The sequence below is a fragment of the Methyloglobulus sp. genome (assembly GCF_046714055.1).
Classification (GTDB): Bacteria; Pseudomonadota; Gammaproteobacteria; order Methylococcales; family Methylomonadaceae; genus Methyloglobulus.
In genome coordinates this window covers 1-14,597 of sequence record NZ_JBKKBJ010000080.1, presented here as the reverse complement: position 1 = coordinate 14,597, position 14,597 = coordinate 1, and the positions used below count along the sequence as shown (strand labels likewise).

The following is a 14,597-nucleotide window of genomic DNA, read 5'->3' as shown; positions in this document are numbered from 1 at the left end:
GGGCACAGGCCGCCGGCACAAGCGCCCACACTCATTATTTTGGCCATCTTGTTAAAGAGCGCAGGGCAACAGCCCCGCTGAGTCCAACGATTATACAGATTTGAATAAAGTTGTCAAACAGGGAAATGTGCCAATCAGGAAGTTCTATACCTAAATCAACCCAAAGCAACACGCGCAAACTTTCTTTTGCCCACCTGGTAGACATGATGCGTCCCTGAAGGTATGCCCAATTTCGGGTCGGAAATTTTTTCACCATCAATTTTTACTGCACCCTGGTTTATCATGCGGACTGCTTCGGATGTGCTGCTCGTTAATCCAGCATCTTTTAGCAAGTTGGCAATACAATATGTTTCCGCACTCGTGTTCAATGTAATCTCACAAACCTCATCGGGCATAGCGCCACGTTGAAATTGTGCAATGAAATTCCGCATAGCATCTCCAGCAGATGTGCCACCGTGAAATCTGTTAACAATTTCCTTGGCCAATTCGTATTTGATGTTTCTAGGATTTTCCGCACCTGAATCGCAGGCGAACTTGTATGCATTAATACGCTCCATTTTTTCGAAGCTTAATAATTCAAAATAACGCCACATCAGCTCATCTGAAATCGACATAATTTTGCCGAACATGTCATCCTGGGCATCGGCTATACCAATGTAGTTATTCATGGATTTGGACATTTTTTGGATGCCATCCAAGCCTTCCAATATTGGCATGGTTATAACAATTTGAGGAGATTGACCATACACTTCCTGCAATTGCCGACCCACCAGCAAATTAAATTTTTGGTCGGTTCCGCCTAATTCAACGTCGGCTTTCATGACCACAGAATCGTAGCCTTGTATCAATGGGTATAAAAATTCATGAATGGCAATGGGCTGCCCACTTCTATAGCGTTTGCTAAAATCATCCCGCTCAAGCATCCTGGCCACAGTATGCTTGGCGGCCAGTTGGATCAAATCCGCTGACGACATAGTATTCATCCAAGTGGAATTGAACACAATTTTAGTTTTATCTGGATCAAGTATCTTAAAAATCTGCTCTTGATATGTCTTGGCATTCTCCATAACTTCTCGTTGAGTCAAAGGCTTGCGCGTGACATTTTTCCCAGTCGGGTCTCCGATCATGCCGGTGAAATCGCCTATTAAAAAGAGGATTTCATGACCGAAATCTTGGAATTGCTTGAGCTTATTTATCAGCACGGTGTGACCCAAGTGCAAATCCGGAGCGGTCGGATCAAAACCCGCTTTTATCCTAAGCGGCCTTCCTTCCTCCAGCTTTTTTACGAATTCGTGTTTAACCAGGATTTCCTCTGTCCCTCTTAATAGATGATCCAATACTTCCTCTTGCAATTTTTTCTCCAAAATGACACTTTTCTAATGGCGGCTATTATAGGTTTATTGAGTATTTGCCAGGAATAAAATATTTTTGCCCCAATTAAGCGGCATTTAATTGTTGGTGAATTTAAAAAAAAACCTTACAATCAAATGCTGGAAAATACAGGATATTTATTTTGATTAAAATTCAAAAACTTAGAGATTCTGCTGTAAAGACCAAACCTTTTCCTGCTTATTTAATGAGCTTTTTTTTGGTTTTTACATCCACAATCGGCAATGCCGAGTCTCAAAAAACAACCAATTCCCCCAATGCCACCCACACACGAATCATGATGCACAAAGTGAAGCCGGGTGAAGCACCTTCTGAAATTTTCTCCAAATTAGGCGCCTCAGAAGCGCATAAAATCGTAAGCGCAAATCGAGATCGAACCCAGTTTACGACAATCTCCACTGATAGACCGCAAGAATTCAGGAGATTATCAAGTCGCTTTGGTTTATCGAGCTACCCAAACTTCGGTCGTAGATTTAACCTGTACACCCACAAGTTCAACATGTTGCAATTGGCTAGCGGCCAGGGAACGGTCACATCTTCTCTGCCTCAAGCGGGTAAAAAAGCGGGATTATCCGAGGAATTGATGAACCAGTTAACGCAGATTTTTGCGTGGGACATTGATTTTGCCACAAATCTACACAATGGTGACCGCTTTACGGTGGTGTATGAACGGGGTGGATTTAATGGCGCTGACGACATTGTTGCGGCGGAATTTGTCAATCGTGGAAAAACTTTTCGGGCCGTCAGATTCATTGATAAAGAAGGCTACTCTAATTACTACACACCTGAAGGCAATGCCTTACAAAAAGCATTTCTTAGCACACCCGTTGACTTTGCCCGCATCAGCTCACACTTCAACTCAAACCGACGGCATCCCGTACTCAACAGAATCCGGGCGCATAAAGGCGTTGATTACGCCGCCAGAACAGGCACACCAGTCAAGGCAACAGGTTCTGGTAAAATCGCTTTCCTTGGCAGGAAAGGTGGGTACGGTCAGGTTGTCATCATTAAGCATGGTGACCGTTATGAAACGGTTTATGCACATCTGTCCAAATATAAAAGTGAATTGCAGGAAGGCAGCATGGTCAGGCAGGGCGAAGTTATCGGCTATGTGGGTCAAACCGGTTTGGCGACAGGCCCACATTTACATTATGAATTCCGTATCGATGGTTTGCACCAAAATCCTTTGACCGCACAGCTATCTAATTCAATACCTTTTAGAAGTATGGCTCTGGCGGATTTTAAATCCCAAACCCAGGTTCCTTTGGCTAAACTTAACCTTATCAAGGCCAATTCACTCTTTGTAAAAAACGTTAACGCCTACAATTAACGCCAAGCAATTTAGTTTCTACTGGCTTTGATACCTTTAGCGCTTTGATCGAAATTTACCCATAAAAAAACCGGACATTGTCCGTTTTTTTTTGAGATAAAACTGTCCTTGAAAACTGCAATAATAAGCTATCAGACAGAAAAAGACGACCCACAGCCACACGTCGTTTTTGCGGTGGGGTTACGGATGACAAACTGAGCACCCGACAAATCTTCCTTATAATCCACTTCCGCACCAGTCAGGTACTGAATGCTCATGGAGTCGATTAACACGGTGACACCGCCTTTTTCAACGCTGGTGTCATCTTCGTTGATTTCTTCATCGAAGGTAAACCCGTATTGAAAGCCAGAGCAGCCGCCGCCGCTGACATAGACCCGCAATTTCAGATTATCATTACCTTCCTCAGCGATCAATTCGCTCACCTTGGAGGCCGCGCTGTCAGTAAAAATAATTGGTTCAGCCATAATAATGTCACCAGAAAAATAAAAACATTGTTATTATGGATAGTCCACCTTCCATAGTCAAGGATTATGGGTACAGAGCCAAAATTTTCAAGCCCCTGTCCTCAGGCAATCCAAACATCAAATTCATGTTTTGGATCGCCTGACCTGCTGCACCCTTCACCAGATTATCAATCACCGACAATATCACGACCGTATCGCCGCCCTGCGGTTGATGGATAGCAATCTGGCACATATTGGAACCCCTGACATTTCGGGTATCGGGGTGCGAACCTGATGGCAATACATCTACAAACAATTCATTGGCATAACGCTGTTCGTACAAACCTTGTAGCGCATCCAAACTAACTTTTCTATGACTGAATTGGGCGTATAAAGTTGCATGGATACCCCGAACCATCGGCGTTAAATGCGGCACAAAGGTTAGGTTAACGGAATCTCCCGCAGCCGCTTCCAGTCCTTGAGTAATCTCCGGCAAGTGCCGATGCCCACTCACTGAATATGCCTTAAAGCTTTCTCCCGTTTCGCTCATTAGCATAGCTAATTCAGCCTTGCGCCCTGCCCCACTGACACCGGATTTCACATCGGCAATCAAATGCTTGGTATCGACCAAGCCTTTTTCAAGCAAAGGCAAAAATCCAAGTTGGACTGACGTGGGATAGCAGCCTGGGCAAGCAAGCAAGCGGGTTTTCTTTATTTTTTCACGATTAACCTCAGGCAAACCATACACGGCTTCTGCAAGCAATTCGGGGCAGGCATGAGCCATGCCATACCACACGCCCCACTCTTTGGCATCTTTCAGGCGGAAATCTGCGGAAAGGTCAATGACCTTCACTTTGCGTTCCAACAGTGCTTTTGCCATCAGCATCGCAGTACCATTGGGCGTGGCAAAAAACACAACGTCACAGCCAGCCAACACATCAACATCAGGTGCAGAAAAAACTACGTCGATCACACCGCGCAGGCTGGGATAAAGTGCATCGACCCTCATTCCAGCATCTGCGCGTGAAGTGACGACAGCCACTTCAACCTCAGGATGCAATGCCAAAATCCGTAGTAACTCAACACCTGTATAACCAGTGCCGCCGACAATGCCCGCGCGAATCATCTCTTTCCTTAACCCCATAAAAATAGTGTGTATATAATACCCACAACCCGACTTTTCCCATACCAAAGTTATGCGGATACCCGACATCATGCGCGCTATCGAAGTTCAATCGGGAAAATTATCGCCCGTAGAATGCCCTGTACCTAAGCCGAGCGCAGGCCAGGCACTAATTAAAGTCATGGCCGCTGGAGTCAATCGTCCCGATGTCATGCAGCGCAAAGGATTGTACCCTCCTCCACTCGGCGCATCTGACATTCTCGGTCTTGAAATTGCCGGAATTATAGCTGCCATAAGCGATAATTCCAGTACCCTGGCTATCGGCGATAAAGTTTGTGCATTAGTCACAGGTGGCGGTTATGCTGAATACTGCCTGGCTTCCGCGTCTTTATGCTTGCCGATTCCCGAAAACCTGTCTTATGCCGAAGCCGCTGGCATACCGGAAACCTTTTTTACCGTGTGGAGCAATATGTTTGATCGCGGACACTTACAACAAGGCGAAACACTCTTAGTCCATGGCGGCAGCAGCGGCATAGGCACGACGGCGATACAACTCGCCAAAGCGTTCGGTGCTAATATTATAGTAACCGCAGGCTCATCAGCTAAGTGTCAGTTTTGCCGCGATCTTGGTGCGGATGCCGCCATCAACTACCACGAGCAGGATTTTGTCAGCGAAATCAACCAAATTACCCAAGGCGCGGGAGTTAACGTGATCCTGGATATGATCGGTGGCGATTATTTCCCGCGCAACCTTCAATGCCTTGCTGTTGAGGGCAGGCTGGTACAAATCGCCGTGCAAAAAAGCCCGAAATCGGACATCAACCTCTTGCCAGTGATGTTAAAACGGCTCACACTAACCGGATCAACTTTAAGGGCAAGGGACGATACATTCAAATCTGACATCGCCAGCAAATTGTTGAAAAATGTCTGGCCTTTGTTTGCTTCAGGACGTATTAAGCCCATAATCCATTCCACCTTTGCCCTCAGCGATGCCGTAAAAGCGCACGGACTCATGGAAAGCAGCCAACACACGGGCAAAATCATCTTAATGGTAGATACATGACATACACGACCCTCATTTCAGCAGAAAGCCTCAATCAACATCTTAACGACCTCGACTGGGTCATCATCGACTGCCGGTTTTCTTTGGCAGACACCGAAGCGGGATTTAAGGCTTATCGGCACGGGCATATCCCAAACGCCCGTTATGCACATCTGGATAAAGATTTATCATCCACCGTCACTGATTTAACCGGTCGCCACCCGTTGCCTAGCTTTACCTCGCTAGTAAAGAAACTAGGTACATGGGGCATAGCTAACGACAGCCAGGTGGTTGTTTATGATGATGTCAGCGGCGCATTTGCCGGGCGTTTATGGTGGTTGTTACGATGCTTGGGCCATGACAAAATCGCGGTGCTGGATGGCGGCTATAAGCATTGGCAAAAGCTCGGTTATCCTGTCACCACAACCTTACCCACCATTAAGGCCGCCATTTTCAGGGCCTATCCTGCCGAAAACTCAGGATTGACGGCTTTGCAAGTCCAAAATGGCCTTGCGCGAAAATCTCTGTGCCTCATCGATGCCAGAACGCCAGAGCGTTATCGCGGCGAACGGGAGCCTATCGATCCCGTTGCCGGACACATTCCAGGAGCCTTAAACCGTCCCTTTCAGTTAAATCTGGATAGCAAAGGCTTTTTTTTATCAGCCAAGGATTTACGCTCCCAATTCAAACAGATCATTGGTGAAAAAAATCCTGGGCAAGTCGTTCACACCTGCGGCTCAGGCGTTACCGCCTGCCATAATTTGCTGGCGATGGAAGTGGCAGGGCTAACTGGCTCCAAGTTGTATGCTGGTTCCTGGAGTGAATGGATTCGCAATAAAAACAGGCCGATTGTTACCAAATAGCGTTTGTAGTAATAAGCGCTCCATTAAATTTGGGCTTAAAAAATGAGAACTATTCAGCGTAGCTAGTTATGGAGCGCTGCTAGCAGGCGTGTACTAGGCAGGCAGCGTCCCTTCGAAAAGCAGGGCCAAAGCCTGCGTTGCCGAGACATTGTTTCCCCGGCAGGTGGATAAATAACTGCGTACCTGGAAAAAGATACCGCCGTCTTCTTGAGGGCGGAAGCATCCGGCGATTTTCTGGTGGGCCTTGGTCATGCGGATGTCGTTCTCGCCCTGGTTGTTGGTGAACGGCATCCCTGTATCGGTCATGAAGCGCAAGGTTTCGGTTTCATAGTCCAGCACACATTCAAGCAAATTACGGGACGCCACATTTGGGCCGGCCGGGTGTTTTCGTGGGCCCTGGCGGTGGACATTCGGCTTTGGCCTGTTTCGGCAGGGCCGATACTGTGTAAGGTAACCGGCTACCCACGCATCGCTTATTCATCAGAAGGTGAGCAAGCGCTGGAAACCGCCGGGGGTATCATTAACGCATTGCCCTGCTAGGCAGGGATGTGTTTTTAGTCGTCAATGGTGATATTGCAACGGATTTTCCGTTTGCAGGATTTAAAAATATTAGCGTTGATTTGGCGCATTTAGTGCTGGTCGATAATCCTGCGCATCATGCTCGGGGCGATTTTGGCCTCGACAGCGCCGGTCAAGTCACGGAAAACGACGGCCACCCACTTACTTTTAGCGGTATCGGCCTATACCATCCCGACCTATTTAGCAAAACGCCAGCAGGGAAAAGCAAATTAGCGCCTTTGCTACGCGAGGCTATTGCGGCAAAAAAAGCGACAGGGCAACACTATTCCGGATTCTGGATGGACATAGGCACACCTGAACGCTTGCGGGAACTAGGCAGGCATCTGGGCGGGATCAAGGAGACGGTCAGTTTTTGTGAACAAAAAACATCGTAAATTGAAACAGACTTCCATGACATTTCACCTGCATTCGCAACTGGAAAAGGACTGCATTTCAATTGGCCGGTTAGCCTTATGCCGCTTGCTGTTGATGAACGACAAGCAATTTCCCTGGTTCATCCTGGTGCCTGAAATAGAGGAAATAACGGAAATTTTTCAGCTCAACAAACAACAACGCGGCTTGTTGATTGAAGAATCCAGCTATCTTGCCGAGCGGCTAAAAACGCTTTATAAGGCCGACAAAATCAACATTGCGGCGATTGGCAATCTCGTCCCTCAACTCCATGTCCATCACGTCGTACGTTACCACTCAGATAAGGCTTGGCCTGCGCCAGTATGGGGGAAATTTTCTGCAATTCCCTATTCAGGGCAGAACTTACAGATACAGTAAGCTTAATAAGCGATACACTCGGCGTAAATGACTAGGAATCAATGGAGTTAAATCACCCGCTTCAGCTCAAGTTACCGTCGTTCCGGCAGGGAATGCCGGAACCCAGGAGCCAAGGATGGCAAAGTCGAACACATCCCTGTGAACTGGATACCGGCAATCCATGCCGGTATGACGCAGTTCGCCTTAACTTAAAGAAGCTCTGGACAAGTTGATTCCGTTCATGTTTCGACAAGCTCACCACGAACGGAATCAACAAACCGTTCGTCCTGAGCATGTCGAAGGAAGCCTGTCGAGGACTTATTCAGGAATTCCTTAAAGTCCTTGCCCTTTTTCCTCTATTTGGTTGGCAATAAAACTCATGGCGGTATTTTCATCCATTTCAATGGCTATTTCGACCGCCCGTTTAGCCACCTCGAGCAATTCCTTTGCTTGTCGTCTATTTTTTACAAAATTCTGGGTAAGAGTGGAAATTTCTTCTTGGTATTCTAATAAAATCTCAGGTACTTTTAGGTTAAGTAACTCTTTCTCATCAAACCGTGGATGATTTGAACCATCTTGAGACCATTTGAAAATAAGTTGCGGTAAGAGTGAGCGCAAATAAATCAAGAGGGTTTCGGTTCGCATATCACTACAGGGTCGCAAGACAATAAATTCTGTTGAGGCTACCATCGGTTCGTGATTGTCGTGAAGGACTAATGCAATTTCTTTCAAGTAAGAGCGTAAGCGTGAAACTATAATGTCGCCTTTTTCAATAATTTTCTTCGTACTTGAAATGGTTTCTGGTGTGCCATACTCTTTCCCTGAATCCAGGAAAGGAGAAAGGGCATCGGTCAAGTCATAGTTTTGGACTAATTGTGTTTGATGTGCAACGTCAGGTTGCCATAACTTGCGGACTGAAACAAACATTTCCCCGACAGTTTTCCCGGGCAGCTTATCCAAAAAGTCTTGTGCTGATTCTTTAGCTGGATGAAAGTACTCTGCATCCAGGCGGTCTGTGGCGACGAATGAGTCTTTGAATGACTTGATGTTGACTTTTTCTGGGCTGGGTGAAAAATCCGCCAAGCCTAGCGTGTCGAGTAGCAGATTTTCGGCTTGGGCGTAGAAAGCCTTTGCTTCTCTTTGCTGTTTGAATAGTTTCAGGAAAATCTTCTCTATCTCATCCTGAAATTCAGGAGTCAACTTAGGAATCGGAATTCTGTACAAGTCGTCTTTACTAACAAATGAAATTAACAAATTGGTCTTGTAGCGGTCTTTAAACGCGACACCATACTTGCAAATCAAGTAAGCCAGTAAATAATGCTTGTTGATGTTCTGATTTACGCTCATCTTGTATAGACTACCTGTCACCAAAGTTTTCTCTGGAAAATCATCAGGTACTAAGGCAACCTTTTCAATTTTTCCTTTAACTTCAATTAACAATTCACCGCATTTGATCCGTCCTTTTGGGTATTGCAACCAATCATTTTCGTGAACATAGAAAAGATTATCAGTTTTGATAAAAGGAGTTTCTAAATCTGCCGCCTGTAAAAAGAACGGACAATTATTGGCCTTGCCATCTTCCTTATTAAGAATTTCCGTGTTTTCATAAATAACCCTGTACCCTTCAGCAACAAAATCACCTAGTGGGACTAAATTAGACACGGAGTGAAAGAAATCAAGGTATTGCTTCTTAAAATACTCACTATCAAACCGCATGTGAAGGTTATCAAACAGTACTTCGCTAAGTTTGAGTTCTGATATTTCCAGCCCTTCCAACAACGCCCGATAACGGGCTTCATTGAAAGGGCTTAGAGAAAAAACTTAAGCGTTCCTTTTTGGCAAACTCGATAAACGCTTCGGCTATGCCGTCTTTTGTTAGGCCGTCATGGTTAAACAGGTCATGCTTTACGATCAAGTGTTCGTGGGCATCCAGCATGGGCGAGCCGTCGGCATTTTTGACATAAATTTTGTCGCCGGAATTGTCCTTGCTCGGTTCCTGCATGGTGGCAAAGAAAATCGGGTAATCGTCCACCTTGGGGCAGAGCTTTTCATCCCATTTTTGCACCAGCAACACGCTGGTTTTGGTGCCGGTGTGCGGCTTGAAGACGTTTCCGTGTAGACCAACTACACCCAGAATGCGGCAGTGTCCGGCAATAAATTCACGGATGTTTTTGTCGCTGGAATTGTTGAAACGGCCTTGCGGCAGCACCACTGCCATACGTCCGCCGGGTTTTAGGAAGTTGAGGTTACGCTCGATGAACAGAATATCCCGCCCGACATTGGACTGGTATTTGCCATTGTCTTTTTTGCCCAATTCATATTTGGCAAGGATGCGTGTTTCTTTGATGTCGCCCGCAAACGGCGGGTTTGCCATCAACACATCAAAGCCAAAATCACGGTTATTGTCTTTGTCTTGCCGCAGTTTGCGTATTTTTTTCCAGCCTTCGCCGTAGATGTCCAACCAGTCTTCATCTTTGGTTTTTTCGTCCCAGCGTTCATAGTCCAGCGTATTAAGGTGCAACACATTGGTTTGCCCGTCACCTGCTATCAGGTTAAGTGTTCTACCGACGCGCACGGCTTTTTCGTCGAAGTCGATGGCGAACACTTTATTTTGCACATAATCTTCGTAACGCCCGCCTTTTTTCTCGGTCGAGAATAATGGGCTAACTTTGTCGCCCGTCTCGCGCTGAATACTGTCCCAGACATGAAAAATGCCATGCACAGGAAACCCGCAACTGCCTGCGGCAGTGTCAATCAGCGTTTCTTGCTCTTGTGGGTTGAGCATTTTCACGCACATATCAATCACATAACGCGGCGTGAAATACTGCCCTTTTTCGCCTTTACTGGATTTGTTAATCAGGTATTCAAAGGCTTCATCGACCACATCGAGATTGGAATTAAACAACTTGACACCTTCCAGCGAGGCGATGCAAACGGCTAAATGGCTGGGCGTGAGCAGCAGTTTGGCATCGTCGGTAAAAACGCCTTCCCACTTAGTTTTGGCTTTGTCGAATAAGGCCTGAATTTTGGTACGCAATTCGGTCTCGGTATCGCCATAATTTTTAAAGACTAAATGCCGCTTTTTGTCGCGTCCTGATTCCATTTCGTCATACAGTTTGGTAAAAATCAACTTGAACAGTTCTTCAAAGACATCCACACCTGCATTGGCAAGGACTTCGTCTTCCATTTCCAGGATCAAGTCTTTGAGGGATTTTCTCTCTTTAACGAGCTTGTCCTTTTTGATAAGGTCGTCAATCGTCCAGCGTTCCGATAAAACATCAGAAAGCTTTTCCGCCGCCTTGGGGATTTCAGGGATGTCTTCAAAATAATTCGGGTCTTTGCGGTGATAGTAGGAAATGGATTCGCCATTGCTCCATACGCCCATCGGTGCGCCTGTGGCGTTGCAATAACTTTTGAGTTGTTCTTTACCGTCTTTGAGTTTGGGCTTTTTGAGTTCGACCAAAATATAGGGCACGGTAGGATTGGCTTTATCAAAGATGCAAATATCCGCACGTTTTTTCTCGCGCCCGAACGTTACGCCGTATTCCAGTTCCATTCTGCTGGTTGGATAGCCCAAATCCTGCGTTAGCACCATCAAATATAGCTGGCGCATAGCTTCTTCCGGAGTGAGCTTTATTTCTTTCTTCCGCACTAAACAATTGACATGCGGTGTGACTTTACCGCGCATGTCTTTGGTTACAATACCGTCTTCAAACGCTTGAATTTTATCTGCGCTGAATTGGGTGAGCTTATAGGCGGAATCTTTGAGTAGTTCACCAAGGGTTGTGGTCATGGGTTGTCCTGTTCAATCTGGTTGTTCCAATTTTTGAGAGATAGCGTCGCTAAAATTTACACGATGAATTTTTAGCATTATGTAAAGGAAATAAGGTATTGCGCCTATGACGTTATTTTAGGGTAAATCCTTATAAGAGTTGGGAATTTACATTAAATATGTATTTCCTACGGAGGACAATGCCACTAAAAAGTGAACCTTTAATCAGGCGAGAGAGTCAATCGGACAATTGCCTGAAAGCCTTGCAAATAGCGGCATAAACAATTTTAATTTTAAAAGGTATACCAAAATGTATACCAGTTTGATTAACGCTGCCCCTGTTTTTCATAAAAACCGGGACTAGGTTTGTGGTTAAAGCTGTTTGAAAATCCGGTAAAAATCTTTTTTACATCTTTGCGGTAAGCGGCGGGTATTCCCGCCCATGCGGGGATCAGCGTTTCACTCCCAAAATTTTCGGGAGTCAAAATACGGTATTCCCGCCCATGCGGGGATCAGCGGCATGGTCTCATCAAATGTGCGTCCTGTGCTTTGGCGGTCTTTGCCGTGGCATAGCGTAACCTTCCCTACGATAAGGTAGTATTTCAGCCATGATGATAGCTGGGCGCGTCTTGATAGCAATTGCACAGCATAGCATTTAACAATTAGTTCTGTTGGGGTCATGGGTAATGCCCCTATCCGATATGCCTACAGATATTCTATTAGAAACTATGGCAAAGAAGTACAGTTAAATACAACGAAGCATTATCACCCTTAGCCCTTGCTTTTGCCCTGTCTCCAATTAAGTAGCGTGGGTTGCTGCTATGCCGTCATGCTATGTCGTTTGCCTTTAGTCTCGAAGCCCAAATAGAAAAAACCACAACCTGGCTTTGATGTAATTAATACAGATCACCATGATGTGTTTGGCGTTGCCAATGATCTAGGTATCCTTTCATCAACTGGGTGGGCTGTGCCTTGACCTATAGGGGGGGGTCAATTCTCTAGGCCGATCCCGCCGCTTTGCGTCGCCCTAGGCTTACATGTGCGGGTAAGTAATTGGAGACTATTTCACCATCGACTCGATACTGTAATTATGTAATAGGTTTCATCCATGCAAACCAACCGTGTGTGGTTGCGCCCTGTGCCACGTTTTTAGTGCCGGTAGGGTTTCCCGTCGATAGGCTCAATCGTTGCCTGTATCAGCCCTGAATCGCTCTAGGCATATTGGGTTTCGTTGCTACCCGCTGTTGCCAGCCTACCTTATTGGTGTCCTTGGGTGGCGCGGTAAATGTCATTATCAACTGCCTCCAGCATACCGATCAATTGCGCCTCAGAAGGGAACGCCTCCAGCATACCGATCAATTCCGTTGCCATCAAAACCCGATCCCGTCATTGAACGGCTCTGGATTGCCATACAGGCGTTCATAGCCCTGCTGTTGCGGGTTAGCTTGGCTCGATCCGCCATCCGCCGCCTTGCGTTTCTTTTTGATGTCGTAAGGGCTTAAGGTGTTGGAGACGGTGACGCTTAGGCCGTGGCGGGTTTCGCCGGTGGCCTTGTCCTGCCACTCGGTGGGTTTTAGGCTACCGGTAACGGCCAGTGCATCGCCTTTGCCCAGTTTGGCGATCCGTTGGGCAATGTCACCAAAGGCGATACACGAGACAATGATGTTATCGGGTTCGCCTATATGAACGCCCAAAAGGAATTGGCAATATTGGTTATTGTTCTTGCTGGTTTTTAGCTCGGTATCTTTGGTTAGTTTCCCGGTAATGAGTGCGTCGATCATGGGTTGTTTGTCCTGTGAAAATTCAATAACAATGTTTGTGTGTGTATACCTGCTGAAAAACGGGGGGAATTAGGGGAATTAGGGGAGATTGCCTTCAAAGCCAGGCGTGGTGCGGGTTTACGCTCCCTAAGTGGTCAAAAAATTAGGGGAAGCTTGGGGGAATCTCCCCTATTTTGTTGTGAGATATGCCCAATTTAGCCCAAAAACAGCCTTTTTCTCCTTTCAAACTCAATTTTTTTACCCTAAAACCTGTTTTAATTTGCTCCCCCATCTCCCCCGTGTCTCCCCCATTATTTTCAGCCATTAGGGGAGATTAAATGTAAATAAAAACAAACAGATAACCCCCTATATTTAGCTATCTCCCCTAATTCCACCAAGAAATATATACTATACGTTCACTTTATTTCGCATTGGGCTTTTGTTCGGTTTCAGGCGTTGGCAAAAGCCAGCTTTCCGATATGACCAACACCCTTCTGGAGACTCCCGCGATTGTGCGTTTAACGTCCAACTTTCCTGTGCCGTCTTTGCCTTTTTCCGTTGCCAGAAGCAAGCCGCGCTCATTCATCCGCCGCCACAAGGTACTTGAACTCATTAGGAACGGTTCACCTGCTTTTCTGGCGAATTCACTAATCAGCCGATATGTCGTGTTTTTATCCAGCCAGATTTGCCCGTCTTTGCCGTCCTTGTGCCAATACCAAGCAAATAAATCGCCTTGCGATCTAATTTCGTTTGTTTCAAGGCTTTTGCAATAACCGTAGCGCTGAGGGTGCACGGATGGAGGGCCTTGGTTTTCGGCTAAGGCAATATGCCCGCCGCCGCTGCTTAAGACTGACCGCACCAAATCGGCACAGCGTTCCACTTCGTCTTGATCTTGCTGGTAGCTCGATTGGCTCTTGAATGCCGTCAGCAAGGCTTGCTCTATTGCGTCCTGCCTCAATTCCTTGGTGGCACTGTCGATCATGCCAACATCTTCAAGGAAGTCGTAGAATGTTGATGCACCCGCTACCAGATTGGCGAACATTTCAGGGGTGCGGCCATGGGAATTAATCATATCTTGCCTTATGGTTCTATCCCGAATGTCAATGACTTCTTGCGGAAACTCCTTTTTAAGAGTGTCCAGGCGCTGGGCTAACCACTTGATGTAAGCTGCCATGATTCGCATTAATGCGCCATCCCTTGCGGCTTGTTCCAAGCGTCTCATGGTTACGATGTTTATGTCTCCAGGCGATAGCTCGAGAACCAACAGCCTAGCCATGATGCTTTGGCCTTTGGGCAGGTCTTCACCCGTCATAATGGTTAAAGACCTGTTGAACGGTGCGGCCTTTGCCGTCATGTCTGGGTTGCGCCTGCCCCTTCCTGCCCCGTTGCCAGTGTTGCGGATAAAGCGTTCGGCCTTAGCGTGTAATACCAATCCCAATAGATTATCATATTAATAAAGCCCATTTACGGGAGCAAAGATTTCGGATGGTGTCGGGTTGGCTGGCGAACTGGTTCCATGCGTGGCAACACACATCAACGATCTGGTCAT

Annotated in this window: 16 protein-coding genes; 6 read left to right on the top strand and 10 right to left on the bottom strand. The window is 46.4% G+C overall.

Annotation, left to right across the window (positions count from 1 at the left end):
• Window positions 1-155 precede the first annotated feature (155 nt).
• On the bottom strand, window positions 156-1,352 hold the full coding sequence (gene tyrS / locus ACLQ6D_RS04790) for a tyrosine--tRNA ligase (protein WP_411726147.1): 1,197 nt from the start codon (window positions 1,350-1,352) through the stop codon (window positions 156-158).
• Window positions 1,353-1,513: 161 nt separating this feature from the next.
• On the opposite strand from tyrS, the gene ACLQ6D_RS04785 reads away from it, so the two are divergent.
• Window positions 1,514-2,719 carry a peptidoglycan DD-metalloendopeptidase family protein gene (locus tag ACLQ6D_RS04785; protein WP_411726145.1) on the top strand — a complete coding sequence of 402 codons (1,206 nt, stop codon included), beginning with the start codon at window positions 1,514-1,516 and terminating at the stop codon, window positions 2,717-2,719.
• 131 nt (window positions 2,720-2,850) lie between these two features.
• Here the strand turns inward: ACLQ6D_RS04785 and erpA are convergent, their stop codons facing one another.
• Both erpA and argC read right to left on the bottom strand, forming a co-directional pair.
• Window positions 2,851-3,183: an iron-sulfur cluster insertion protein ErpA gene (gene erpA / locus ACLQ6D_RS04780; RefSeq protein ID WP_411726144.1), complete on the bottom strand. Its 333-nt coding sequence runs from the start codon at window positions 3,181-3,183 to the stop codon at window positions 2,851-2,853.
• Between the two features lie 64 nt (window positions 3,184-3,247).
• The gene (argC, locus tag ACLQ6D_RS04775; protein WP_411726146.1) at window positions 3,248-4,288 is read right to left on the bottom strand and encodes an N-acetyl-gamma-glutamyl-phosphate reductase; all 1,041 of its coding nucleotides are present in this window, start codon (window positions 4,286-4,288) and stop codon (window positions 3,248-3,250) included.
• 70 nt (window positions 4,289-4,358) lie between these two features.
• Between argC and ACLQ6D_RS04770 the strand changes: the two genes are divergently transcribed.
• Complete coding sequence (locus ACLQ6D_RS04770) at window positions 4,359-5,348, top strand: NAD(P)H-quinone oxidoreductase (RefSeq protein WP_411726143.1); 990 nt, start codon at window positions 4,359-4,361, stop codon at window positions 5,346-5,348.
• The gene (locus ACLQ6D_RS04765; protein ID WP_411726142.1) at window positions 5,345-6,190 is read left to right on the top strand and encodes a sulfurtransferase; all 846 of its coding nucleotides are present in this window, start codon (window positions 5,345-5,347) and stop codon (window positions 6,188-6,190) included. The genes ACLQ6D_RS04770 and ACLQ6D_RS04765 overlap by 4 nt, the downstream gene beginning before the upstream one ends.
• Before the next feature lie 93 nt (window positions 6,191-6,283).
• Here the strand turns inward: ACLQ6D_RS04765 and ACLQ6D_RS04760 are convergent, their stop codons facing one another.
• Window positions 6,284-6,556 carry an IS66 family transposase gene (locus ACLQ6D_RS04760; protein WP_411726141.1) on the bottom strand — a complete coding sequence of 91 codons (273 nt, stop codon included), beginning with the start codon at window positions 6,554-6,556 and terminating at the stop codon, window positions 6,284-6,286.
• 15 nt (window positions 6,557-6,571) lie between these two features.
• Between ACLQ6D_RS04760 and ACLQ6D_RS04755 the strand changes: the two genes are divergently transcribed.
• From ACLQ6D_RS04755 to ACLQ6D_RS04745, 3 genes are read left to right on the top strand one after another with little or no spacing between them, the layout of a single operon-like run.
• The gene (locus ACLQ6D_RS04755) at window positions 6,572-6,730 is read left to right on the top strand and encodes a hypothetical protein (RefSeq protein ID WP_411726140.1); all 159 of its coding nucleotides are present in this window, start codon (window positions 6,572-6,574) and stop codon (window positions 6,728-6,730) included.
• An 8-nt stretch (window positions 6,731-6,738) separates the two neighbouring features.
• Window positions 6,739-7,143 (top strand): hypothetical protein, encoded by a 405-nt coding sequence (locus ACLQ6D_RS04750; protein ID WP_411726139.1) that lies wholly within the window; start codon window positions 6,739-6,741, stop codon window positions 7,141-7,143.
• Window positions 7,144-7,159: 16 nt separating this feature from the next.
• The gene (locus tag ACLQ6D_RS04745) at window positions 7,160-7,537 is read left to right on the top strand and encodes an HIT domain-containing protein (protein ID WP_411726138.1); all 378 of its coding nucleotides are present in this window, start codon (window positions 7,160-7,162) and stop codon (window positions 7,535-7,537) included.
• Between the two features lie 312 nt (window positions 7,538-7,849).
• On the opposite strand, the gene ACLQ6D_RS04740 is transcribed toward ACLQ6D_RS04745, so the two are convergent.
• From ACLQ6D_RS04740 to ACLQ6D_RS04715, 6 genes are all read right to left on the bottom strand, one after another.
• Entirely contained in the window at window positions 7,850-9,295 is a 1,446-nt protein-coding gene (locus tag ACLQ6D_RS04740) for a restriction endonuclease subunit S (protein WP_411726137.1), read from the bottom strand.
• A 16-nt stretch (window positions 9,296-9,311) separates the two neighbouring features.
• The gene (locus tag ACLQ6D_RS04735; protein WP_411726136.1) at window positions 9,312-11,309 is read right to left on the bottom strand and encodes an N-6 DNA methylase; all 1,998 of its coding nucleotides are present in this window, start codon (window positions 11,307-11,309) and stop codon (window positions 9,312-9,314) included.
• Window positions 11,310-11,747: 438 nt separating this feature from the next.
• Window positions 11,748-11,969 carry a hypothetical protein gene (locus ACLQ6D_RS04730; protein ID WP_411726135.1) on the bottom strand — a complete coding sequence of 74 codons (222 nt, stop codon included), beginning with the start codon at window positions 11,967-11,969 and terminating at the stop codon, window positions 11,748-11,750.
• A 689-nt stretch (window positions 11,970-12,658) separates the two neighbouring features.
• Window positions 12,659-13,069, bottom strand: a complete 411-nt coding sequence (locus tag ACLQ6D_RS04725; RefSeq protein ID WP_411726134.1) for a single-stranded DNA-binding protein — start codon at window positions 13,067-13,069, stop codon at window positions 12,659-12,661.
• A 142-nt stretch (window positions 13,070-13,211) separates the two neighbouring features.
• The gene (locus tag ACLQ6D_RS04720) at window positions 13,212-13,373 is read right to left on the bottom strand and encodes a hypothetical protein (protein ID WP_411726133.1); all 162 of its coding nucleotides are present in this window, start codon (window positions 13,371-13,373) and stop codon (window positions 13,212-13,214) included.
• Window positions 13,374-13,469: 96 nt separating this feature from the next.
• Window positions 13,470-14,486: a hypothetical protein gene (locus ACLQ6D_RS04715; RefSeq protein WP_411726132.1), complete on the bottom strand. Its 1,017-nt coding sequence runs from the start codon at window positions 14,484-14,486 to the stop codon at window positions 13,470-13,472.
• Window positions 14,487-14,597: the final 111 nt, after the last annotated feature.